Raw genomic sequence first — 22,879 nt, 5'->3', positions numbered from 1 at the left:
AAGTCAGATGATATTTTTTTATCGATGTAGCAAGGCAGGATTGATGATTTATTTTTATCGTTGAATATCGCTGTTTGTTTTATAATTAAAAAATTAATTAAGGGACTACGATGTTTGGTTATCGGTCAAATGAACCCAAAGTGCGTCTTATTACTGAAAGGATGATCGTTCGTTTAGCATATGAGCGTGATAATTATCGGTTAGCTGACTATTACAGCTTAAATAAAGACTTTTTAACGCCGTGGGAACCTATTCGTGATAATTCACATTTTCAACCAGCGGGTTGGAATAATCGATTACATGTTATGAGTGAAATGCATCGTCAAGGCAGTGCCTTTCACTTTTTGTTGCTAGATAACGATGAAAATGAAGTTATCGGCGTGGCTAATTTTAGCAATGTGTTGCGCGGCGCATTTCATGCTTGTTATTTGGGTTATTCACTTGGTGAAAAGTGGCAGGGACAAGGTTTGATGCATGAAGGATTAATACAAGCAATTCAATATATGCAAAAGCATCAGGGGATGCATCGTATCATGGCGAATTATATGCCACATAATTCACGCAGCGGTAATTTGTTAACCCGCCTTGGTTTTGAGCGCGAAGGATATGCTAGACAATATCTGCAAATAAACGGCGAGTGGCGTGATCATGTGTTAACTGCGTTAACCGATGATACTTGGAAACAACCTAAATCCTAGACTTATAAACGCTTAATTTACCTTTCAATCGTAGTCAGTCGTGTCATGGGCTGTTAAACTGGCACGATTGTTTTCTTTTAGTCTATCTATCATGAATTTATTAAAATCGCTGGCGGCAGTAAGCTCCATGACCATGATGTCTCGTGTGCTTGGGTTTATCCGTGATGCTATTATTGCTCGAGTATTTGGTGCAGGAGCGGCGGCAGATGCTTTCTTTGTCGCATTTAAGTTACCTAATCTATTACGTCGAATCTTTGCTGAGGGCGCATTTTCTCAGGCTTTTGTACCCATACTTGCTGAATATAAAAATCAACAAGGTGAAGAGGCAACTCGAACCTTTGTGGCTTATATCGCGGGAATGCTAACGCTTGCGCTAGCGATTGTTACTGTTATCGGAATGATTGCCGCTCCGTGGATAATTTATATTACGGCGCCAGGCTTTACGGATGACGCTAACAAATTTGCATTAACAACTGATTTATTACGTGTCACTTTTCCTTATATTTTCTTAATTTCGTTGGCCTCCCTTGCTGGCGCAATTCTTAATACATGGAATCGGTTTTCTGTTCCTGCTTTTGCTCCGACATTGCTCAATGTTAGTATGATTTTCTTTGCGGCTTTTGCCGCGCCGTATTTTGATCCTCCGATTATGTCATTGGCTTGGGCGGTATTAGTCGGTGGCGTATTGCAGCTAGTCTATCAACTTCCACATCTAAAAAAGATCAGTATGCTCGTATTACCGCGTCTCTCTTTTCGCGATAGTGGTGTTTGGCGAGTAATGAAAATGATGGGCCCCGCAATTATAGGGGTGTCAGTTGCGCAAATTTCACTGATTATTAATACTATTTTTGCTTCTTTCTTACAGTCAGGCTCTGTTTCTTGGATGTATTATGCAGATAGATTGATGGAGTTGCCTTCGGGGGTGCTTGGTGTGGCACTTGGCACTATTTTACTGCCTTCTCTTGCAAAAAGTTTTACGAGTGGTAATCAGCAGGAATATCGCCATTTGATGGATTGGGGCCTACGTTTATGCTTACTTTTAGCCTTGCCTTGCGCAGTAGGCCTTGCTGTATTATCTGAAGCATTAACGGTTTCGTTATTCCAATATGGTAATTTTACGGCTCATGATTCGCTTATGACCCAATATGCTTTAATGGCCTACTGTGTCGGCCTTACCGGTATGATTTTGGTAAAAATATTAGCCCCCGGTTTTTATTCACGTCAGAATATTAGAACACCGGTTAAAATTGCGATAGTTACACTCATCTTAACGCAGTTAATGAACTTAGCATTCATTGGGCCGATGCAACATGCTGGTCTTGCACTTTCCATTGGTATTGCAGCCTGTTTTAATGCAGGAGTACTGTATTGGCAGCTGCGTAAACAAGATATTTTCCAGCCATTGGCTGGATGGCGTGGTTTTATTTTTAAATTACTGATTGCGGTTGTTGTGATGACAGGAGTGCTATTTGCTGTATTGCATTTTATGCCACAGTGGCAAGAGGGCAATATGTTAATGCGAATGTTACGTTTGATGGGCGTCGTAGTTGTTGGTGCCGGCAGCTATTTTGTGGCGTTGTATGCACTTGGTTTTCGTCCTCGTGATTTCAAGAAACACAGTATTGCGTAATCAATATTTTTAAAATACAAATAGCTTTGTGAACGTTCAGCCCAGCTAACAACTAGTTGGGCTGATTTTTTTAATTATAATGAGCATTATCAAGACTGAACAGATAAAATAATAGCCCACCGGAGTGAGCTATTATTGGAAATTGCAAGCTTATAACTTACAGGCTGATAGCCAATAATAAATTACATTCTTTCTACGGTTTCAATACCTAAAGTATCAAGGCCTGTTTTTAATGTTTTTTGTGTTAGGGCTGCTAATTTTAAACGGCTTTGGCGTTGCGCTTCGCTTTCAGCAGAAAGGATAGGGCAATGTTCATAGAAGCTTGAGAATAGACCCGCAAGGTCATACAGATAAGCACACATCACATGTGGTGTGCCTTCACGAGCAACCGTTAGAATTGTTTCTTCAAATTGCATTAAACGTGTTGCTAGCGCCATTTCACGAGGGTCTTGTAGCACGATTGGTAAGGTTAAATCGGCTTCAGTCACATCGGCTTTTTTGAAGATAGAGGCAACACGGGTATAGGCATATTGCATATATGGCGCTGTATTACCTTCAAACGCTAACATATTGTCCCAATCAAAAATGTAATCAGTAGTACGATTTTTTGAAAGATCCGCATATTTGACTGCACCAATACCAACTACATTCGCAACGTTGAGCAGTTCATCCTCATCCATATCTGGATTTTTTGAACGGATCAAGGTTTGAGCACGTTCAATCGCTTCATCTAATAAGTCTGTAAGACGTACAGTACCACCTGAGCGGGTTTTGAATGGCTTACCATCCTTGCCTAGCATCATACCGAACATGTGGTGTTCAAGCGCCATAGACTCAGGAATATAACCTGCTTTACGTACGATAGTCCAAGCTTGCATTAAATGCTGATGTTGGCGTGAGTCGATATAATATAGAGAACGATCCGCATGTAACGTTTCATAGCGGTATTTCGCACAAGCAATATCGGTTGTGGTATATAAGAAGCCACCATCTTTTTTCTGGACGATAACGCCCATTGGTTCGCCTTCTTTATTTTTGAATTCGTCAAGAAAGACAACCGTTGCGCCTTCGCTTTCAACTGCTAAGCCTTTTGCTTTTAAATCAGCAACAATTTCTGGCAACATACTGTTATACAAACTTTCACCCATCACATCATCTTCGGTTAAGGTGACATTTAAGCGCTGATAAGTTTGTTGGTTTTGTTGCATTGTGATATCAACCAGTTTACGCCACATTTTACGGCAGTATTCATCACCTGATTGTAATTTAACGACGTAACTACGCGCTCGTAGGGCAAACACTTCATCGTCGTCATAGTGCTTTTTAGCTTCACGATAAAACTCTTCAAGATCAGACAATGCCATGTCACTGGCATCTTCATTTTGTACTTTTTCTAGATAAGCAATCAGCATACCAAATTGCGTACCCCAGTCACCGACGTGATTGGCACGAATAACTTTGTGGCCAATAAATTCTTGAGTACGTGCAGCAGCATCACCAATAATGGTTGAACGCAGATGACCAACGTGCATTTGCTTGGCAACGTTTGGCGCAGAATAGTCAATAACGATAGTTTCTTGTTTTACAAGCGCTAAACCTAATCGCTCACTCACGAGTGCTTTTTCGGCACAATTTGCAATCCAGCCCGATTCAAGAAAGATATTGATAAAACCTGGGCCGGCGATTTCAACTTTAGTCGCAATACCTTCAAGATCTAAATGGCTGACAATTTGTTCGGCCAGTTGTCTTGGCGGCATACCCATTTTTTTAGCTGCGCCCATGACACCATTAGCTTGATAGTCACCAAATTGTGACTTGGCAGATTGACGAACAATTGCCTCGCTGCCTTCTGGAGCACCCGCTGCTAGCATTGCAGCATAAATTTTATCTGAAAGAATGGCCTGAATATTCACCGAATTACCTTAAATAACGAACATAGTTACCGTATTGTGCCATCACAAGCGCGGAACTAAAAGGTGGAAGAGAAAAATCGGCAGATTTTATACCATATTTTAGGGGGGGCGTGCTACAGTCTGCGCGTTTGTTTATCTTTTATTATTATTGATTCGACTATTATTTAGATGTTGAGCCTTGTTGAAAAGAGTATTTTTAAATGATTGATTTATCTATTGTTCCTGAGTTAGATGATTTATGGGCTGATTTGCCTGTATTTGAGCAGAAACTACAATTGATGGCAACAGAGCTTCAAATTTCTCTAACTGATTATCATATTGACCATATTTCAGTTCGTTGCCACCAGCTTATAACTGCTAATCGTTGGCATGATGGGTTAATAAAATGTGCAAACTTATTATCAGATAACCAAATTAATGGTCGATCTATCCGTTTGTATGAGCTCATTCAGCCAATTGTCGTCGCCGGACAAAATGTCTTTATTATTGAATTGCCTTTCCCTAAAGATAAAATTTATCCGCAAGAAAGTTGGGAACATATTGAAATGGTCGTTGATGTCGAACCTGATTTATTGATTAGTGTTGCCACAAATTTGTTACCTAATCCGCTACCCGAAGGTTTTAGTATGAAAGAGAGTCAGCCTAAAGGGCAGAGTGAAAGACTACCTAATCCCACATTAGCAGTGACAAATGGAATTATTACCGTTAAATATCATCCTTTTTCGCTAAAAAAGATAATTGAAAGTGAAAAATAAGTGATGTAATTAACGTTATTGATAATTGCTCCCATAGAACTCCTCATGGTGTGATATCTATCCGGTAACTGTTATCAATAAGTGGCATTATTAATCGTTGTGTTAACGAATAACATACTTACCCTAAGTTATTAATTAGGGCATTTAAAGCAATCGCTTTATTACCATTTTTGGAGGTGACCATGGCAAAACTGGAAATTTGCTGTTTCGGAATCGAATGTGCTCAAGTGGCTCAAGAATATGGTGCTGATCGCATTGAACTATGCTCGGGTGCAGCTGATGGCGGGTTAACGCCAAGCTATGGATATCTAAAGCTGGCAAGAGAAAAAATTCATATTCCAGTTCATCCAATTATTCGTCCTCGTGGTGGGGATTTTTGTTATGACATGAGTGAGTTTGATGTCATTCGTGAAGATTTAATTATGGTCAAAGAAATGGGATTCCCGGGTGCGGTAGTCGGTATCTTGGATAGAGAAGGGCGTATTAATCTAGACCGTATGCATGTATTAATGGAAATAGCACAAGGAATGAATATTACGTTCCATCGTGCTTTTGATATGTGTATCAATCCATTACTTGCTTTGGAACAGTTAAAAACGCTCGGGGTGGCGCGTATTTTAACTTCAGGTCAGCAGCAAAGTGCAGAGCTGGGCCTTCCTTTACTTAAAGAGCTACACGAAAAAAGTCTTGAAATTAATGGACCTCAGATTATGGCGGGCGCCGGAGTGCGTTTGGCAAATTTAAGTAAGTTTATGGAAATTGGCCTTGCCGAAGTTCATAGTTCAGCAGGTAAAACCGTTCCTTCGAGCATGAGTTATCGTAAAGTGGGGGTGACCATGGCATCGAATAGTGAAAGTGATGAATTTACGCATTATTGTGTTGATGGTCCAACGGTTGAAGCGATGAAAGATTTTATTTCAATTACTGAAAAAGTTTCGGCATAACGTTTTTAATGAAAATGAGGGAGGCAGATACCTCCCTTATTTTTAAGGTTTACGTGCGACTAAAATGGCACGAAGTGGTGCAGGATAACCTTCAATTGTTTTGGTCATATCATTTGGGTCTAAAAACTCAGCCAATGACTCCGTTTTCATCCATGGGGTACGACGTTGTTCATCAACAGAAGTAACCGCTTGATCAACAATACGAACATCAACAAATCCACATTTTTCTAACCAAATCTTGAGCATTTTTGCTGACGGGATAAAGTAAACATTACGCATTTGTGCATAACGTTCTCCCGGTAGTAGGCATTGGAACTCATCCCCTTCAATGACTAAGCTTTCTAATACTAATTCACCTTCGCTGACTAACTGATCTTTCAGTTGCCATAAATGGTCAAGAGGTGAGCGGCGGTGGTAAAGTACGCCCATTGAAAAAACAGTATCAAAAGCATTTAACGCAGGAAGTTGCTCGATACCTAATGGTAATAAATGTGCGCGTTGGTTATCACCTAATAATTTTCTCACCGCTTCGAATTGGCATAAAAAAAGCTGGGTAGGATCGATGCCGACGACAAACTTAGCGTCTTCCCCTAACATGCGCCACATGTGATAACCACTTCCACAACCTACATCTAACACATAGCGGTCTTTGAGTGGGGATATATGCGGTAGTACGCGATCCCATTTCCAATCTGAACGCCATTCAGTATCGATATCAACACCGTATAGTGAAAAAGGTCCTTTACGCCAAGGTTTGAGTTGTTCGAGTATATTATTAAGGCGACGAGTTTCCCCTGATGAAAGCTCAGGATCACGGGTTGCAGTGACGCTTTGTTTTAAATCTAAATCTGTAGGTATCATCAATGGCAGGTTATCAAGCATTTTTTCCCATGATGAAAAGCCGCCATGTAAACCTTTTTTCTTCCACTCAGTTAATTGAGCAGGTAGTGTATCAAGCCAGTGGCTTAAAGGGCCTACTGCGATTTGCTGATAGAAACGACCGAAATCTATCATGAGTTAGCCTCTTTTAACGCTAATAAAGAACCGAAATTAAAGCATTGAAACCAGACTTCACAATGGGTAAATCCTGCTTTATTTAAGCGAGACTTATGTGTAGCTACTGTATCTGTTAGCATCACGTTTTCTAACATGCTGCGTTTTTGACTGATTTCTAATTCGCTGTAGCCATTGGCACGTTTAAAATCGTGGTGCATGTTGAACAGCAATTCACCGATTTCGCTATCTTCAAAATTAAATTTCTCAGAAAGAACTAAAATTCCACCTGGCTTTAACCCTTGGTAGATTTTATTAAGTAATAATTGACGATCTTCTGGATTCAGAAATTGTAATGTAAAATTAAGTACAACCATTGATGCATTTTCTATTTGAACATGGCGAATGTCGCCTTCAATGATATCAACTGGTGTATCTGCTTTATATGCATCAATATGACGTCGACAGCGCTCTACCATAGCTGGTGAGTTATCAACCGCAATAATTTTACAATTATCGGCAGTTAAATTACGACGAATAGACAGTGTTGCCGCCCCTAATGAGCAACCCAAGTCATAAACTTGGCTATTTGGTGTAACAAAACGTTCTGCTAACATGCCTATCATAGTAATAATATTAGAATAACCCGGCACTGAGCGCTGGATCATATCGGGGAAAACTTCGGCAACTTTTTCATCAAATTGCCAATCGCCTAAGTTAGCAATTGGTGCAGAAAAGAGGCTATCTTGGTGTTTCGAATCCTGACTTGACATAAGATCTGTATTAAATTAATAAATAAAACGAAGGTAGTTACGGATTGTAGCAGAAAGCTGCAAAACCTGAAAATCTATCAGTACACCGCAAAAATGAAAATACGATAAAATTTTTCAAAAATATCGTATGGAATGAGAAAATCTAAAGTTCAAATGTGAATATTTGAATCCAAGGTAAATAGTAGGTATTGGCGATAACCATGAGTGTCATTGCAATATAGGTTGCGGCCATACCTGATCGACGGTAGGCGTAATCGTGATTTTTTAGTCCATAGGAATGCAATAACCGGCCTGCGACTAGAATAATGCCACAAAGATGGATCATCCATACTTGCGCACCATTCATCTCCATTAATAATAATAAAATTAATGAGATAGGGATATACTCAATTGCATTACCATGAACACGAATAGCCGTCTGCAATTCATAAAACCCGCCATCCCCATAAGCAACGCGGTACTGGCCTCGTAATTTCACGACATTTAAAGATAACCTAAGCAGCAGTAAGGCACCTAGTACAGCATATAAAGAGCTGACCATTTTTTACTCCACCATCAGACCAAACATATTATTAAAATAAATAAAGTTATAAATTATACTAATGCATATTGAGGCTAATTTATGAATTGTAAGGGTTAAAAAGTGGTTCTACAAATCAAATTACGCTTTTTGTGGGAATTCATTAGCGAATTATTCAATTTTTCCGTCTTGTTTTAACTTAGATAAAATAGTTATCGCAGTAGTAGAGCAATGAGATAGATCACGGGTATCAAACCAAGCTAATTCAGCAATTTCTGCGGCAGGCTTTGGCAAGCCTTGATAATCTGCAAAATAACAACGAATACGAACTTGTGTTCCGTCTTGTTTACCATCGGCAAGGCCAATGAACTCACCATAAAAACATATTGAATTAATATCTAACTGTAATGTAAGTTCTTCTTCTATTTCTCGACATAATGCTTGTTCATCCGTTTCACCTTCTTCACGCTTACCACCAGGAATATAAAATAAGTGTTTATTATGAGAACGCACCATTGCAATTTTCTGGTGAGATAATGTAATTAACCCAAGTTTGTCGATAATTTTAGCGCTCATAATTTAATCTCTTTTGTCATATTTGCTGTTGGCCTAATTTAGTTATTGGCCATTATATTGACGAATATATTCAATATTATTAAAAAGGTCAGCAAGTGTAAAACACCTGCTGATTACCGATTAAATTGTCGTGATTATTTTTTCTTTTCGACTATTTTTATTAGCTCATAACGGATGTTTGGTGCATCAGCCGGTGGATTTGGTACATCAAATTGTTTCACTTGTAATATGTAATTGTAACCTGTTTCATAATCAAAACCTTGAATCGAACCATAAAAGAATTGCCACTCATCAGCCGGATTTTCTTTTATTTTCATACATTTCATTGGTGCAACACCAACACAGTCAGCAAGAGAGGAATCGACATAAAAAGTCTTACTATTATCAGACGGTTTCATCGTTTGACATCCTGCAAGTAGAAGTAGCATTGATGTCGCGAGTAAGTATTTTTTCATTGATAATCCTTAGGTTGCTTTCTATTTTCATCATTTCGCTGTCATTATAGCAAACTGAAAACGGTAACAATTCTGAAAGCGAAAATAATTAAAGAAAAAATAATTTTTTAGTTGAATTCCAGTGCGATTTGAATTTGAGTCATCTGGACTGGTGTAAATGAATGGTTTTCATGTGGAGATCATGCGAATTTTGCATAAAAGAATATGAATAGGCTAAATAACCTTTGTTTGAATATGTACATCATGGGCTGAGTCCCTTAAAATCATCTTTGTCATAGTTCAAGTTTCAAGGGTGTTAGTCACATATTAGTACTCTTAAAATTTGAGTTATTTAGAGGAAGAAATTTTCTGTTGATAAAAGTCAATATTATTATTGTATTTAGTTAGCTAAAGTCAGTGAAAATATGATTAAAAAACAAAATGATTTAGGCTTTATGCCAAATAGGTAACTGTTTGTCTAACAGAATTTCCTGTATAATGTCTGCCTTTTTGACATTCTGAATTTTCAGCTAAATGTTCAGCAAGATGCCAAATTTTCGCAGCAAGCAAATGCACAACAAGCTGAGTAAAAGGATATAGTATGCGTACTAATTATTGTGGGCAGTTAAACATCGCTCATGAAGGCCAAAAGGTCACTCTTTGTGGATGGGTAAACCGCCGTCGTGATTTAGGTGGTTTAATTTTTATCGATATGCGTGACCGTGAAGGTATCGTTCAGGTTTTCTTTGATCCAGAGCGTAAAGACATATTTGAAAAAGCGTCAGAACTGCGTAATGAGTTCTGTATCCAAATCACAGGAACAGTACGCGCTCGCCCAGATAACCAGAAAAATAAAGATATGGCGACTGGGGAAATTGAAGTTTTCGCTGAAGAATTCGATATATTTAATAAATCAGAGCCATTACCGCTCGATAGTAACCAAACAAACACAGAAGAAAGCCGTTTAAAGTATCGTTACTTGGATTTACGTCGTCCTGAAATGTCAGAACGCTTACGTACTCGTGCGAAAATTACGAGCTTTGTACGTAACTTTATGGATAAAGAAGGGTTTTTAGATGTTGAAACCCCGATGCTAACGAAAGCAACACCAGAAGGTGCGCGTGATTATTTAGTACCAAGTCGTGTCCATAAAGGTAAGTTTTACGCGTTACCACAATCACCTCAGCTGTTTAAACAACTTCTGATGATGTCTGGGTTTGACCGTTATTATCAAATAGTAAAATGCTTCCGAGATGAAGATTTACGTGCTGATCGTCAACCAGAATTTACGCAAATTGATGTTGAAACCTCGTTCATGACCGCAGAACAAGTGCGTGAAGTGATGGAACGTATGATCCGCAAGCTTTGGATTGATATAAAAGCGGTTGATTTAGGTGACTTCCCAATCATGACTTTTGCTGAAGCCATGCGTCGTTACGGTTCAGATAAACCTGACTTACGTAACCCAATGGAATTAGTCGATGTCGCTGACATTGTTAAAGATGTTGAGTTTGCTGTATTTGCAGGGCCTGCAAATGATCCTAAAGGTCGCGTTGCTGCATTGAAAGTGCCAGGCGGCGCAGTAATGACGCGTAAACAAATTGATGAATATGGTCAGTTTGTGGGCATCTATGGCGCGAAAGGTTTAGCGTGGATGAAAGTCAATGAGCGCGCAAAAGGCCTTGAAGGTGTTCAAAGCCCAGTTGCAAAATTCCTCAATGAAGAAATTATTGAGCAACTGTTGAGCCGCACAGGTGCAACTGATGGCGATATCATTCTATTTGGTGCAGGCGCAAAAAATGTCGTCACCGATTCTATGGGGGCACTGCGTTTAAAAGTGGGTCGTGATTTCGAACTGACCAATTTGAATAGCTGGCAGCCGCTATGGGTTATTGATTTCCCTATGTTCGAAGATAATGGTGAAGGCGGCTTAACTGCTATGCATCATCCATTTACATCACCAAAAGATTTTTCACCTGAAGATTTAGTGCAAAAACCAGAAGATGCTGTAGCAAACGCCTACGATATGGTTATTAATGGTTATGAGGTCGGTGGTGGTTCTGTGCGTATTCACCGTGGTGAAATGCAACAAACTGTCTTTAATATTCTCGGCATTAACGAAAAAGAGCAACGTGAAAAATTCGGTTTCTTACTTGATGCGTTAAAATATGGAACTCCGCCACACGCAGGCTTAGCCTTTGGCCTTGACCGTCTAGTAATGTTACTTACTGGAACCGATAATATTCGTGATGTTATCGCCTTCCCTAAGACAACGGCAGCGGCATGTTTGATGACAAATGCACCAAGTTATGCAAATGCAGATTCACTTGCTGAGCTTTCTATTTCTGTTGTTTCGAAAGAAGCAGCGAAAGATGCAGAGTAACGAGTTCAAATAATGAAAAATTATAAGCGCCCTGAATCGGTATTAGTCATTATTACGGCTAAAAATAGCGGTAGGGTGCTTATGATGCGGCGAAAAGATGATCCAGATTTCTGGCAATCAGTTACCGGTAGTCTGGAATTAAATGAAAATACTTATCAAACCGCACTTCGTGAAATAAAAGAAGAGACAGGCTTTGACCCAGAACAAAGCCAGTTACATGATTTGTCTCGTAGTATTATCTTTGAAATCTTCCCCCATTTTAGGCATCGTTATGCACCCGATGTTACGCATTGCAAAGAACATTGGTTTAAAATGGAGCTTAATGAAGAACAAGTGCCATCACTGACTGAACATACTGATTTTCGCTGGTTGAAGCCGCAAGAAGCTGCTAATTTAACCAAATCATGGAGTAACAGTCAGGCTATTTTAGAATTTGCTGTTTAATTATTTTATTGACGTTTTTGGAGATATTTCATGGCAGGTCATAGTAAATGGGCCAATACCAAACACCGTAAAGCGGCACAAGATGCTAAGCGCGGTAAAATTTTCACTAAAATTATTCGTGAGCTTGTTACGGCTGCACGTTTAGGCGGCGGTGACGCGGCAACAAATCCACGCCTGCGTGCTGCAATCGATAAAGCATTATCAAATAACATGACTCGTGACACGTTAAACCGTGCAATTGCGCGTGGTGTAGGTAGTGACGATAACGATAATATGGAAACCATCATCTATGAAGGCTATGGTCCTGGTGGTACTGCGGTCATGGTTGAATGTTTAAGTGATAACCGCAATCGTACTGTGTCTGAAGTGCGTCATGCGTTTACTAAAACTGGTGGTAACCTCGGTACTGATGGTTCTGTTTCTTATCTCTTCACTAAGCGTGGCGTGATAACGTATGCGCCGGGTGTTGATGAAGATGCATTGATGGATGCAGCTCTTGAAGCGGGTGCTGATGATGTTGAAACTTATGATGATGGTGCAATTGATGTTTACACAACACCAGAAACATTTGGTGAAGTTAAAGATGCGCTTGATGCAGCTGGTTTCACGAGTGAAGCTGCCGAGGTATCTTTGATACCATCAACGAAAGCTGAACTTGATGCTGAAACGGCTCCAAAACTACTGCGTCTGATCGATATGCTCGAAGATTCTGATGATGTACAGGAAGTTTACCATAACGGTGATATTTCTGATGAGGTCGCTGAGCTGCTTTAATACGGATGAATTCGTATGGTTTAGCCATTGTCATTAAGAAGCACTCGCGTAGAGAAAGCGGGCTGGTATCAGCCTGTTTTCTCTAACGCTGCCATAATTTCCATTCTCTTTTTATTTATCATCCATACCCAAATATCTTATAAAAACAGTGCTTATCTAAACAATTACAGTGTTTGTTGTGATGATGATTAGATGTAGATAAGATGATTAGATAAACAATAAGCAACATCAATAGGTTTAACATGGCGATTATTTTAGGTATTGACCCAGGTTCTCGTGTGACGGGATATGGTGTTATTCGTCAACAGGGTAGGCAATTGCTATATATGGGTAGCGGATGTATTCGTACTCAGGTTGATGATTTACCAAGCCGCCTGCAACGTATTTATGCGGGAGTCTCGGAAATAATCACTCAGTATCAGCCGGATGTTTTGTCAATAGAACAAGTTTTTATGGCAAAAAATGCCGATTCAGCGCTTAAATTAGGACAGGCTAGAGGTGTGGCTATTGTTGCCGCCGCGAACCAAAATATTCCTGTATTTGAATATGCTGCACGCCAAGTTAAACAAACCGTTGTTGGTACGGGTTCAGCAGAAAAAAGCCAAGTACAACATATGGTTAAATCGATATTAAAATTATCGGCTAGCCCACAGTCAGATGCCGCGGATGCACTAGCGATTGCCATTACGTATTGCCACTTTAATCAAAATTTATTAAGAGTTGGCGATCCCCGACTGGTATTAACCCGCGGACGATTAAGATAATGTCTGGATATGCATCCAGTATTATTTGTGGTATAAACAGCATATTAATAACAATATATTGATAACAACATACATAAACTGCCAGGGCATTGCTTTAGTCTTATTTTGTTATACTTTAGCTGGCGTTACTTGGCATGCTTTATCATGGTTATAGTATTAAACTGAGGGTATCAGCGTGATTGGTCGTTTACGAGGCATCATTTTAGAGAAGCAACCACCATTAGTTTTATTAGAGCTACAAGGTGTTGGCTATGAAGTTCATATGCCAATGACCTGTTTCTATGAACTTCCTGACATTGGCCAAGAAGCCATCGTTTTTACCCATTTTGTGGTACGTGAAGATGCCCAGTTACTGTATGGCTTTAACGATAAACAAGAACGTGCTTTGTTTAAAGAATTAATTAAAGTGAATGGGGTAGGTCCAAAATTAGCTCTCGCCATTTTATCCGGTATGTCGGCACAACAATTTGTGTCTGCTATCGAACACGAAGCAATTTCTTCTTTGGTTAAATTACCAGGCATTGGTAAAAAAACAGCAGAACGCTTAGTGGTCGAAATGAAAGATCGCTTCAAAGGCTTGAATGGCGACTTATTCAACCAAACGAGTGATATCACTTTACCTAATGTAAACAGTCGAGTACCAAGTACTGCGGATATTGAGGCTGAAGCTGCGGCAGCATTGATTGCATTGGGTTATAAACCGCAAGAAGCCAGCCGTATGGTGAGTAAAATAGCGAAGCCGGGTAGTGATTCTGAAACATTGATCCGTGATGCTTTACGTGCCGCACTTTGATTAAGAGAATAAAACGATGATTGAAGCAGATCGCCTGATTACAGCAGAAGTCTTGCACAGTGAAGAAGAAGCGATTGACCGTGCGATTAGACCTAAACTGCTCGGCGAGTATATTGGGCAGCCGCAGGTTAAAGAGCAAATGGAAATATTCATCCAAGCAACTAAAATGCGCGGGGATGCCCTTGATCATCTATTAATTTTTGGCCCTCCAGGGTTAGGTAAAACTACTTTGGCTGGGATTGTAGCAAATGAGCTTGGTGTTAACTTTAGAACAACTTCAGGCCCTGTCCTCGAAAAAGCAGGCGATCTTGCAGCAATGTTGACTAACTTAGAGCCGCATGATGTTTTATTTATTGATGAAATTCATCGGTTATCACCTGTTGTTGAAGAAATACTGTATCCGGCGATGGAAGATTATCAACTGGATATTATGATTGGTGAAGGTCCCGCTGCGCGCTCAATAAAAATAGACTTGCCTCCTTTTACATTAATTGGCGCAACAACCCGTGCAGGTTCATTAACATCACCGCTTAGAGACAGATTTGGTATTGTACAGCGTTTAGAGTTTTACCAAGTGGATGACTTGCAACATATCGTGAAACGTAGTGCCCAATATATGGGACTTGATATTAGCGAAGAGGGTGCTTTGCAAGTAGCAAAGCGTTCTCGAGGAACCCCAAGGATCACAAATCGCCTGTTACGGCGAGTGCGTGATTTCGCTCAAGTTAAAGGTGATGGCACTATTGATAACGCTATCGCTAACCAAGCCCTGGATATGCTAAATGTTGATGCGGCTGGTTTTGATTATTTAGATCGTAAATTATTGGTCGCGATTATCGATAAATTCATGGGTGGACCTGTGGGGGTTGATAATCTTGCTGCTGCGATTGGTGAAGAGCGTGAAACCATTGAAGATGTGTTAGAACCTTATTTAATACAACAAGGTTTTATACAGCGTACCCCTCGGGGACGAATTGCGACAGCCCATGCTTATTTGCATTTTGGTTTAACGCCAAAAGTAATTTAAGTATAAATTAAAACGCCCTAATTCATGATTGAAATAGGGCGTAAGGTCATTGTAAGATCTAACTATTAATTATATTTATTAATTTTTAGCTTTAACAAATAAACTAAATACAAATAGTACTGCGGAGGTTAATACGACGGAAGGCCCCGCAGGTGTGTCGTAGAAAGCTGAAAAAGTTAATCCCCCGGTCACTGAGAGCATCCCGATCAATACCGCAATCGAGGCCATTTGTTCCGGTGTTCTGGCAAATCGGCGCGCGGTTGCTGCTGGGATGATTAATAACGATGTAATGATCAGTGCCCCGACAAATTTCATTGCAATACCAATAGTTAATGCCGTCACTAACATGAGTAACAAACGTAACCTTTGGACATTGATGCCATCGACAAACGCTAATTCAGAACTCACCGTAATGGACAAAAGCGCCCGCCAACGCCAAAAAAGCAACCCGCAAACGACAACAACCCCTATCAATATAGTGATAATATCTTCATAAGTTACTGAGAGTAGGTCACCGAACAAATAAGCCATTAAATCAACACGGACATTAGCCATTAGACTAACAACCACTAGGCCTAATGATAAGGAACTGTGAGCCATGATACCAAGTAAGGTATCAACAGCAAGTTGAGGGCGTTTTTCTAACCAAACTAAGATAACTGCTAATAATAAGGTAACAACAATAACGGCGTAAAATGGGTTTATATTGAGTAGTAGCCCAAATGCAACGCCTAATAAAGATGCGTGGGCGAGGGTATCACCAAAATAAGACATGCGACGCCAAACGACAAATGAACCTAAAGGACCTGCAGCAATTGCCAGTAACATACCGGCTATCCAACCCGGTAAAAGTAACTCAATCATGTTTGCAGTCCTTGCTGTGTTGATGTGGTGCGATAACATTACCTTCTAAATCATGTTGATGGTTATGTTGATGACGATAAACTCCCAGTTGCTGGGCGCCTCGATAGCCAAACATTGCGACAAATTCAGGGTGATTTGACACTACATCAGGGGCACCAGAGCAACAAATGTGGCCGTTAATACACAGGACTTTATCTGTTTTTGCCATCACTAAATGTAAATCATGGGAAACCATAAGTACGGCACAACCAAGCTCTGTTCTGAGTTGATTTATTAAGTCATAGAGTGCGACTTGGCCTGTTATATCGACACCTTGTGCAGGTTCATCAAGAACCAATAAATCAGGTTTATTGAGAAGCGCGCGGGCAAGTAAAACGCGTTGGGTTTCTCCACCGGATAATTTTTGCATTGGTTGATTGATTAAATGGGTGGCTTTCATGCGTTCAAGTGCAGGTAATAGATGTTCTGAACGTACACCAAGCTTTAGCATCATAAATCGTTTTACGGTTAGAGGGAGTGTGGTATCTAAATGTAGTTTCTGTGGTACATAGCCAATTGAGAGCGATGAGGCTCTTTCAATTGTGCCTGACGTGGGCGCTAATAAGCCCAGCACAACGCGAACAATCGTTGATTTCCCTGCGCCATTGGGTCCAAGTAAGGTCACAATTTCACCTTTATTGAGTTCAAAAGTGACATTGTTGAGAACTTCTTTTTCACCAAATGAAACAGATATTTTATTTAAATTAAGTAATGGTTGCATATGAAAAACATCTTGCAGAAATCATGTTGTGTTATATTATAACATTTCAAAATTAAAATCACGGAAAAAGACCACAATGACACATATTTCAAAAAATAACGCACGTAAATTGGTATTAGGCGCTATTGCGAGCTCAGTATTAAGTGCAACGATGGTTTCAACGGCAAGCGCGGATGTGGTCGCTTCTCTTCGTCCTTTAGCCTTTATCGCAGCTGGTATTGCTGATGGTGTCACTGAAACTCAAGTATTACTGCCAGACGGTGCTTCTCCGCATGATTATGCACTCAAACCTTCTGATTTGAAAAAAATTAAACAAGCAGATCTTTTTGTTTGGGTCGGACCAGAAATGGAGATGTTTTTACAGAAACCAATCAATACGTTAGCGCAGAATAAACGGTTGGCACTTGCTGAGCAGCCAAATATCAAAGCCTTGTTAATGGCTGAAAATCAAGAGGATGAACACAGTCATTCTCATACGGATGAAGCCAATCATGACAGCGATCACGAACATCATCACCATGGTGAGTATAATATGCACATCTGGTTATCACCGGAAATTGCAAATTTTGCCGCGCAAGACATTTATGAACGATTACTAGTGCTTTATCCTGATCAAAAAGAGAAGCTGGACGTAAACCTTCGTAAATTCAAAGAAAATATGACGCAAAACGATGAGAAAATTGTTAATATTTTAGAGCCAGCTAAAAACAAGGGTTATTTCGTTTTTCACGATGCTTATGGCTACTTTGAAAAACACTATCAATTGGCTCCTTTGGGGCATTTTACGATAAACCCAGAAATTCAGCCTGGTGCGCAGAAATTACATCAAATACGAACTCAACTGGTTGAGCATAAAGCCAAATGTGTTTTTGCTGAGCCACAATTCAGGCCCGCAGTCATTGAAAGCGTAGCTCGAAATACGGGAGTCAAAATGGGTACTCTCGACCCACTTGGTAGTGGGCTGGTAATAGGACCAGATAGCTATATGCAGTTTCTGACACAACTGTCAGAACAGTACGCGAGCTGCCTGAATTAGAATAGAAGGAATTTTTTAAGTGCAGCAAATGGCTAAAAGTCTAGCCCAGGTGTATGGAAGCCTATCTAGAACTCACAAAATTGTACTAAGTGCGCTCACTGTAGCGACAATGGCCGTCGCAATATGGCGGCCAGTTCATATTCCAACAACGACTGAAAATGACGGTACCCCTGACACCGTCATTCCTCTTGCATTATTACCCGCTAATGATGCTACTGATGATATTATTCAAGATAGTAGTGATCAATTACCTGATGAGGGCGTTGCAGATTCAGATACTGATGCAGCCGATGGTGATGGTGCGCCTATTCCTCATGAATATGTTGTCGCCAGTGGTGATAACTTAACCAGTATATTGACTCAATTTGGTATTGAAGCTGGCGACGTTGCTATGCTTTCTAATCAACACAAATCATTGCGTAACATGAAGATTGGTCAAACGCTTAATTGGGCATTGACCGAACAAGGTGAGTTACAGTCATTAACTTGGGAAGTTTCTCGTCGTGAAGTTCGCGTGTTTAACCGAATTGGCGCAACGAATAAGTTTGAAGAAGTAAAAGAAATCCGTACCGGCGAATGGACTAATAGTGTTCTAAATGGCTCGGTAGATGGTTCTTTTGCTCAAAGTACGAATAAAGCAGGCTTAACCCGCAATGAAGGCCGTGAAGTGATTAAAGCCCTTCAATGGCAGGTTGATTTTCGCAAATTGAAAAAAGGCGACAAATTCAGTGTATTGATGAGCCGTGAAATACTCAATGGTCGTAGTGAACAAAGCCAATTGGTGGGTGTTCGTCTTCAAACTAATGGCAAAAGTTATTATGCATTTCGTGCTGAAGATGGTCGATACTATGATAGTGAAGGTAATGGCTTAGAGCGTGGTTTCTTACGTTCACCTACGGCTAAACAATTTAGAGTATCTTCACAGTTTAATCCACGCCGAGTCAATCCTGTTACGGGAAGAGTTGCTCCGCATAAAGGTGTTGATTTTGCCATGCCAGTTGGTACGCCAGTACTTGCTGTTGGTGATGGTGAGGTGATTGTTTCTAAATACAGTGGCGCTGCGGGTAATTTTATAGCGATCCGCCATGGCCGACAATATACAACTCGTTATATGCACTTACGTCAATTATTGGTTAAACCCGGCCAAAAAGTAAAACGTGGTGATCGTATTGCACTTTCAGGCAATACAGGACGCTCTACGGGGCCTCATCTGCATTTTGAAATGTGGGTCAACCAACAAGCGGTTAATCCTCTTACAGCGAAACTGCCGAACTCTGGTGGTTTAACGGGGAAAGAACGTAAAGAGTATTTAGCATTAGTGAAAGAAAACAAACCACAACTCAAACTATAATAGTTTAACTCTTAATCACAACATAATTGGCAGGTACTTGTATCTGCCAATTTTCTTTGTAATGCTTTCGCAAATTATTACGATACACTATAAGAAGATAGCGATTATTCACTTGGATACAGCATGAATAAAGATAAAGACACTGACAGTAAAAAAGGCTATGTGCCAACATTTCACTCCTCATATTTTCTACCTAAATATTGGGGCGTATGGGCAGGAGCTGCTATTTTTGTCGGGCTCGCCTATATACCTGTCAAGGTTAGAGACCCAATGCTGGCTAAAATTGGTAAATGGGTAGGTAAATTGGCAAAAAGTGCACGACGTCGCGCTAAAATTAATTTACTTTATTGCTTCCCTCAGCAGTCAGAAGAGCAGAGAGAACAGCTTGTTGATAGGATGTTTGAAACTGCGCCTCAATCTTTTGTTATGCTCGCTGAGCTGTGTGTTCGTGGTGCTGATAGGACATTAGCGAGAACACAGTGGCATAATAAAGAAATCATTGAACAGTTACAGCAACAGCAAAGTAATGTAATTTTTATGGTACCGCACGGTTGGGCTGTGGATGCACCTGCAATGTTACTTGCTGCTAGTGGCCAAAATATGGCAGCGATGTTTCATCACCAAAAAAACCCAGTTGCTGACTATTTATGGAATAAAGCGCGTTATCACTTTGGTGGGCGTTTGCATTCAAGAGAAGCAGGAATCAAACCTTTTATTGCGTCTGTAAGGCAAGGGTATTGGGGATTTTATCTCCCAGATCAAGATCACGGTGAAGAGCATAGTGAATTTGTGGATTTTTTTGCTACCTATAAGGCGACTTTACCGGCAGTTGGCCGTTTGATGAAAGTTTGCAAAGCTAAAATTGTTCCTTTATTTCCTGTTTATGATCACAAAACACATCAGTTACATATCTATATACGTGAACCTATGGATGATATTGATGGTAAAGATGACGAATATATTGCACGCAGAATGAATGAAGAGCTTGAATATCTCGTTTCGCCAAATCCAGAACAATATACATGGATATTAAAGCTATTAAAAACGCGTAAAGAGGGAGAATTAGAGCCTTATCAGCGCAAAGATTTATATTGATAGCTTCAAATTATAATTAAAATACCTTAAACCACGATAGTTAAATTTAATTGTCGTGGTTTTTTTTATGCGGAAAATAATAAATAACAAAATAGAAATTAATATTTTAATTTATTCGAAATCACAATTATTCAAAATGAAATTATATTTATTATTACACTAGTTATTAAGAGTTAACATTTTCAAGATGTAAATTTTTAAGATGGTAATTAATAAAAATTAACACGTCAATTTATTAGCATGATTAAAGCAGAGTGTTATATTTTAGGTGAGTGCTAATGTTAAGAATTTATAGTGGTGTGATTCATTCATAACGTAGTAATTAATAGCACAATAATTATTAACAGTTAAAAATTCATTTATAGGAATTGTTATGAGTATTTTAAAAAAAATGCTGATCGGAATAGGGATGGCATTAGCGGTAATAAACGGATCAACAGTTTTTGCTTTCGGTACTATTCATTTTACCGGTGAAATAACAGAACAAGCTTGTACAGTTGATAGTAGTTCCAAAGACCTTCATGTCGACCTTGGTAAAATTTCATCTAAGAATTTAAGTGTACAGGGGGAATTAGCGGGTCTGAAAGATTTTACAATAAAGTTAACTGATTGCCCTGAGAATTCAGCGGTGACAGTCAGATTTGGCGGGAATCGTGATCCTAATGACCAAGACCTTTTAGCGATAAACTCTGTCGAAGGTGCTGCTAAGAACGTGGGTATTGCTATATTTGAAAAGGATGCGGTTTCACAAATAAAGCTTTATGATGATTCAAAAGAAATCATCTTCACGAGTGCAAATATTGATTTAGATTATACCGCACGATATAAAGCAACGGGTGTTGTAACAGCTGGTTCTGCAAATAGCAGTGCTGTTTATAGTGTTCAGTATCAATAATTATTTTAGGGTAACCTAGGTTACCCTACAGTTATATTTTATGAAGACTATTTTATGAAAATAATATCAATATTTTTCTATTTTATTTTAATGTTAATTATACCTTTCGCTCAGGCTTCAGGAGTAAGTATAGGGGGAACTCGTTTTATTTATGAAATCAATAAACGTGAAATTAATATTCCTATTTTTAATGGAGATAAAGAAAAACCCTATTTAATTCAAAGTTGGGTATCTTCATTTGATAATAATATAAAGTCTCCTTTTATTGCTATGCCACCTTTATTTAGGATTGAACCAAATAGTCATGGTTCAGCACGCATTTCATATATTGGTGAGCCATTAGGGGCTAATCAGGAGAAACTTTATTTACTTAATGTAAAAGCGATACCACCTAAAGAGGGCAATGCTGAAAATGAGTTACAGATAATTATTAATTCACAATTCAAGTTATTTTTAAGATCACAAGATATGGTTCCGATTGATTTTGAACAGGTTAAAATAGTTAAAAAATCGGATGGTATAATGATAAATAATCAGACACCGTACCATTTATCGATTAAAAAAATATTAATTGATGGAAAGAAAGCTAAAGGTATTGGGATCGTTTATCCCTTTAAGAATGACTATATCCTTAAAATAAAAACCACCGATAAAAATTTAATTGAGGTTAAGTTTATTAATGATTATGGTGCTATTGTGGTTAAAAAATAAGAGTATATAAAATGTTGGCATCTAAATTTAATTTCATCACTATATATTATATAGTCATAATTGTTATAGGTATTTTCTCATATATTAATAATACCAATGCTGAGGACATATTTGACATTAATTCTATTAATATAGGTACTGATAGCCGAGTGGCTGATATTAATAACTTAGAGTATCTTTCATATGTAGGAGGACAGCTTCCTGGAGCATATTACGTTGATGTTTTTTTAAACAAAAAGAAAGTGGATAATAAAAAGATTATTTTTAAAGCTGACTATATTAATAAAAAACTTAGACCTGAAGTTACTAAAAGCATGCTAATTAATTGGGGGGTGAAAAACTTCGCTAGTATAGAGTTTAGTAAAAAGGATATGAATGAAAATATAGATAATTTTGATTCTATAATGTTAGGATCTAACTATCATTATGATTTTTTACTTAATCGATTAGATATTAGTATTCCACAAATAGGATTGAAAAGTGTGAGTCGTGGACATATTGATGATAAAGAATGGAATGATGGAATTAATGCTTTATTTTCTAACTATTTAATTAGATATGACAAAAAATGGAGTAAAGTTAGATTTAATCACGCTATACAAAATAGCACTTATACTTTTATTGGTTTAAGAAGTGGATTAAATTATGAACAGTGGAGATTACGGAATCATAGTACCTATAGCCATGGTATGAATGGAAACTATTGGCATAATTTGCAAACCTATTTGGAGCGCGATATTCGATTA

General features: G+C 39.0%; 24 protein-coding genes. 16 read left to right on the top strand and 8 right to left on the bottom strand.

The annotated features are described in order from the left end of the window. Nucleotides 1-110 precede the first annotated feature (110 nt). Both rimJ and murJ read left to right on the top strand, forming a co-directional pair. Nucleotides 111-698 (top strand): ribosomal protein S5-alanine N-acetyltransferase, encoded by a 588-nt coding sequence (rimJ, locus tag ACTH6U_RS14795; RefSeq protein WP_294103403.1) that lies wholly within the window; start codon nt 111-113, stop codon nt 696-698. Nucleotides 699-789: 91 nt separating this feature from the next. Further along, nucleotides 790-2,328, top strand: a complete 1,539-nt coding sequence (gene murJ / locus ACTH6U_RS14790; protein WP_294103405.1) for a murein biosynthesis integral membrane protein MurJ — start codon at nt 790-792, stop codon at nt 2,326-2,328. Nucleotides 2,329-2,510: 182 nt separating this feature from the next. On the opposite strand, the gene argS is transcribed toward murJ, so the two are convergent. Further along, nucleotides 2,511-4,241: an arginine--tRNA ligase gene (gene argS / locus ACTH6U_RS14785; protein WP_441832512.1), complete on the bottom strand. Its 1,731-nt coding sequence runs from the start codon at nt 4,239-4,241 to the stop codon at nt 2,511-2,513. Between the two features lie 200 nt (nt 4,242-4,441). On the opposite strand from argS, the gene ACTH6U_RS14780 reads away from it, so the two are divergent. Together ACTH6U_RS14780 and cutC are read left to right on the top strand one after the other, a co-directional pair. Then, a complete protein-coding gene (locus ACTH6U_RS14780; RefSeq protein WP_441832511.1) occupies nt 4,442-4,996 on the top strand; it encodes a VOC family protein in 555 nt (184 codons plus the stop codon). 182 nt (nt 4,997-5,178) lie between these two features. Next, nucleotides 5,179-5,940, top strand: coding sequence for a copper homeostasis protein CutC (gene cutC / locus ACTH6U_RS14775; protein WP_294103409.1), 762 nt, complete (start codon nt 5,179-5,181; stop codon nt 5,938-5,940). A gap of 42 nt (nt 5,941-5,982) precedes the next feature. Here the strand turns inward: cutC and cmoB are convergent, their stop codons facing one another. The 5 genes from cmoB to ACTH6U_RS14750 all read right to left on the bottom strand — a co-directional run bounded on the left by cmoB (nt 5,983) and on the right by ACTH6U_RS14750 (nt 9,257). Then, on the bottom strand, nt 5,983-6,954 hold the full coding sequence (cmoB, locus tag ACTH6U_RS14770) for a tRNA 5-methoxyuridine(34)/uridine 5-oxyacetic acid(34) synthase CmoB (RefSeq protein ID WP_441832510.1): 972 nt from the start codon (nt 6,952-6,954) through the stop codon (nt 5,983-5,985). Then, nucleotides 6,951-7,706 carry a carboxy-S-adenosyl-L-methionine synthase CmoA gene (gene cmoA / locus ACTH6U_RS14765; protein WP_336428979.1) on the bottom strand — a complete coding sequence of 252 codons (756 nt, stop codon included), beginning with the start codon at nt 7,704-7,706 and terminating at the stop codon, nt 6,951-6,953. Before cmoA ends, cmoB begins: the two co-directional genes overlap by 4 nt. A 142-nt stretch (nt 7,707-7,848) precedes the next feature. Then, on the bottom strand, nt 7,849-8,247 hold the full coding sequence (locus tag ACTH6U_RS14760; protein WP_294103416.1) for an MAPEG family protein: 399 nt from the start codon (nt 8,245-8,247) through the stop codon (nt 7,849-7,851). Between the two features lie 150 nt (nt 8,248-8,397). Next, nucleotides 8,398-8,802, bottom strand: coding sequence for an NUDIX hydrolase (locus tag ACTH6U_RS14755; protein WP_294103418.1), 405 nt, complete (start codon nt 8,800-8,802; stop codon nt 8,398-8,400). Between the two features lie 134 nt (nt 8,803-8,936). Further along, a complete protein-coding gene (locus ACTH6U_RS14750; RefSeq protein WP_441832509.1) occupies nt 8,937-9,257 on the bottom strand; it encodes a DUF4377 domain-containing protein in 321 nt (106 codons plus the stop codon). Nucleotides 9,258-9,837: 580 nt separating this feature from the next. Here ACTH6U_RS14750 and aspS point away from each other — a divergent pair. The 6 genes from aspS (at nt 9,838) to ruvB (ending at nt 15,421) form a co-directional block, all read left to right on the top strand. Further along, entirely contained in the window at nt 9,838-11,619 is a 1,782-nt protein-coding gene (gene aspS, locus ACTH6U_RS14745; RefSeq protein ID WP_294103422.1) for an aspartate--tRNA ligase, read from the top strand. Nucleotides 11,620-11,631: 12 nt separating this feature from the next. Further along, entirely contained in the window at nt 11,632-12,063 is a 432-nt protein-coding gene (nudB, locus tag ACTH6U_RS14740; protein ID WP_434718877.1) for a dihydroneopterin triphosphate diphosphatase, read from the top strand. Nucleotides 12,064-12,093: 30 nt separating this feature from the next. Then, nucleotides 12,094-12,837, top strand: a complete 744-nt coding sequence (locus ACTH6U_RS14735; protein WP_294103427.1) for a YebC/PmpR family DNA-binding transcriptional regulator — start codon at nt 12,094-12,096, stop codon at nt 12,835-12,837. 242 nt (nt 12,838-13,079) lie between these two features. Next, nucleotides 13,080-13,601, top strand: coding sequence for a crossover junction endodeoxyribonuclease RuvC (gene ruvC / locus ACTH6U_RS14730; protein WP_294103429.1), 522 nt, complete (start codon nt 13,080-13,082; stop codon nt 13,599-13,601). Between the two features lie 175 nt (nt 13,602-13,776). Further along, nucleotides 13,777-14,394, top strand: a complete 618-nt coding sequence (gene ruvA, locus ACTH6U_RS14725; RefSeq protein ID WP_336428986.1) for a Holliday junction branch migration protein RuvA — start codon at nt 13,777-13,779, stop codon at nt 14,392-14,394. 16 nt (nt 14,395-14,410) lie between these two features. Then, on the top strand, nt 14,411-15,421 hold the full coding sequence (gene ruvB / locus ACTH6U_RS14720) for a Holliday junction branch migration DNA helicase RuvB (protein ID WP_294103433.1): 1,011 nt from the start codon (nt 14,411-14,413) through the stop codon (nt 15,419-15,421). Nucleotides 15,422-15,499: 78 nt separating this feature from the next. Here ruvB and znuB read toward each other — a convergent pair whose 3' ends face one another. Together znuB and znuC are read right to left on the bottom strand one after the other, a co-directional pair. Beyond that, the gene (znuB, locus tag ACTH6U_RS14715) at nt 15,500-16,285 is read right to left on the bottom strand and encodes a zinc ABC transporter permease subunit ZnuB (protein WP_294103435.1); all 786 of its coding nucleotides are present in this window, start codon (nt 16,283-16,285) and stop codon (nt 15,500-15,502) included. Continuing rightward, the gene (gene znuC, locus ACTH6U_RS14710; protein ID WP_336428989.1) at nt 16,278-17,045 is read right to left on the bottom strand and encodes a zinc ABC transporter ATP-binding protein ZnuC; all 768 of its coding nucleotides are present in this window, start codon (nt 17,043-17,045) and stop codon (nt 16,278-16,280) included. Before znuC ends, znuB begins: the two co-directional genes overlap by 8 nt. A 76-nt stretch (nt 17,046-17,121) precedes the next feature. Between znuC and znuA the strand changes: the two genes are divergently transcribed. The 6 genes from znuA to ACTH6U_RS14680 form a co-directional block, all read left to right on the top strand. After that, complete coding sequence (gene znuA / locus ACTH6U_RS14705) at nt 17,122-18,081, top strand: zinc ABC transporter substrate-binding protein ZnuA (RefSeq protein WP_294103437.1); 960 nt, start codon at nt 17,122-17,124, stop codon at nt 18,079-18,081. 19 nt (nt 18,082-18,100) lie between these two features. Next, nucleotides 18,101-19,432, top strand: coding sequence for a murein DD-endopeptidase MepM (gene mepM / locus ACTH6U_RS14700; protein ID WP_441832508.1), 1,332 nt, complete (start codon nt 18,101-18,103; stop codon nt 19,430-19,432). A 123-nt stretch (nt 19,433-19,555) separates the two neighbouring features. After that, nucleotides 19,556-20,527 carry a lauroyl-Kdo(2)-lipid IV(A) myristoyltransferase gene (gene lpxM / locus ACTH6U_RS14695; RefSeq protein WP_441832507.1) on the top strand — a complete coding sequence of 324 codons (972 nt, stop codon included), beginning with the start codon at nt 19,556-19,558 and terminating at the stop codon, nt 20,525-20,527. Nucleotides 20,528-20,900: 373 nt separating this feature from the next. Next, nucleotides 20,901-21,422 (top strand): fimbrial protein, encoded by a 522-nt coding sequence (locus ACTH6U_RS14690; protein WP_294103443.1) that lies wholly within the window; start codon nt 20,901-20,903, stop codon nt 21,420-21,422. 54 nt (nt 21,423-21,476) lie between these two features. Continuing rightward, nucleotides 21,477-22,133, top strand: a complete 657-nt coding sequence (locus ACTH6U_RS14685) for a fimbrial biogenesis chaperone (RefSeq protein WP_441829106.1) — start codon at nt 21,477-21,479, stop codon at nt 22,131-22,133. An 11-nt stretch (nt 22,134-22,144) separates the two neighbouring features. Beyond that, nucleotides 22,145-22,879 (top strand): FimD/PapC N-terminal domain-containing protein (locus ACTH6U_RS14680; protein ID WP_441832506.1); only part of this gene is annotated, 735 nt, incomplete at its 3' end.

The organism is Providencia sp., assembly GCF_052096715.1.
GTDB lineage: Bacteria > Pseudomonadota > Gammaproteobacteria > Enterobacterales > Enterobacteriaceae > Providencia.
The sequence above is the reverse complement of the archived record's forward strand: the minus strand, read 5'-3'. Positions and strand labels throughout refer to the sequence as shown.

What these genes read in the sequence shown, in the direction of transcription:
- ruvC (WP_294103429.1), top strand. Translation starts at nt 13,080, where the DNA reads ATGGCGATTATTTTAGGTATTGACCCAGGTTCTCGTGTGACGGGATAT.
- ACTH6U_RS14780 (WP_441832511.1), top strand. Translation starts at nt 4,442, where the DNA reads ATGATTGATTTATCTATTGTTCCTGAGTTAGATGATTTATGGGCTGAT.
- nudB (WP_434718877.1), top strand. Translation starts at nt 11,632, where the DNA reads ATGAAAAATTATAAGCGCCCTGAATCGGTATTAGTCATTATTACGGCT.
- cutC (WP_294103409.1), top strand. Translation starts at nt 5,179, where the DNA reads ATGGCAAAACTGGAAATTTGCTGTTTCGGAATCGAATGTGCTCAAGTG.
- murJ (WP_294103405.1), top strand. Translation starts at nt 790, where the DNA reads ATGAATTTATTAAAATCGCTGGCGGCAGTAAGCTCCATGACCATGATG.
- ACTH6U_RS14755 (WP_294103418.1), bottom strand. Translation starts at nt 8,802, where the DNA reads ATGAGCGCTAAAATTATCGACAAACTTGGGTTAATTACATTATCTCAC.
- ACTH6U_RS14735 (WP_294103427.1), top strand. Translation starts at nt 12,094, where the DNA reads ATGGCAGGTCATAGTAAATGGGCCAATACCAAACACCGTAAAGCGGCA.
- ACTH6U_RS14750 (WP_441832509.1), bottom strand. Translation starts at nt 9,257, where the DNA reads ATGAAAAAATACTTACTCGCGACATCAATGCTACTTCTACTTGCAGGA.
- aspS (WP_294103422.1), top strand. Translation starts at nt 9,838, where the DNA reads ATGCGTACTAATTATTGTGGGCAGTTAAACATCGCTCATGAAGGCCAA.
- ACTH6U_RS14685 (WP_441829106.1), top strand. Translation starts at nt 21,477, where the DNA reads ATGAAAATAATATCAATATTTTTCTATTTTATTTTAATGTTAATTATA.
- znuB (WP_294103435.1), bottom strand. Translation starts at nt 16,285, where the DNA reads ATGATTGAGTTACTTTTACCGGGTTGGATAGCCGGTATGTTACTGGCA.
- cmoA (WP_336428979.1), bottom strand. Translation starts at nt 7,706, where the DNA reads ATGTCAAGTCAGGATTCGAAACACCAAGATAGCCTCTTTTCTGCACCA.
- ruvB (WP_294103433.1), top strand. Translation starts at nt 14,411, where the DNA reads ATGATTGAAGCAGATCGCCTGATTACAGCAGAAGTCTTGCACAGTGAA.
- rimJ (WP_294103403.1), top strand. Translation starts at nt 111, where the DNA reads ATGTTTGGTTATCGGTCAAATGAACCCAAAGTGCGTCTTATTACTGAA.
- znuC (WP_336428989.1), bottom strand. Translation starts at nt 17,045, where the DNA reads ATGCAACCATTACTTAATTTAAATAAAATATCTGTTTCATTTGGTGAA.
- znuA (WP_294103437.1), top strand. Translation starts at nt 17,122, where the DNA reads ATGACACATATTTCAAAAAATAACGCACGTAAATTGGTATTAGGCGCT.
- ACTH6U_RS14690 (WP_294103443.1), top strand. Translation starts at nt 20,901, where the DNA reads ATGAGTATTTTAAAAAAAATGCTGATCGGAATAGGGATGGCATTAGCG.
- lpxM (WP_441832507.1), top strand. Translation starts at nt 19,556, where the DNA reads ATGAATAAAGATAAAGACACTGACAGTAAAAAAGGCTATGTGCCAACA.
- cmoB (WP_441832510.1), bottom strand. Translation starts at nt 6,954, where the DNA reads ATGATAGATTTCGGTCGTTTCTATCAGCAAATCGCAGTAGGCCCTTTA.
- ACTH6U_RS14760 (WP_294103416.1), bottom strand. Translation starts at nt 8,247, where the DNA reads ATGGTCAGCTCTTTATATGCTGTACTAGGTGCCTTACTGCTGCTTAGG.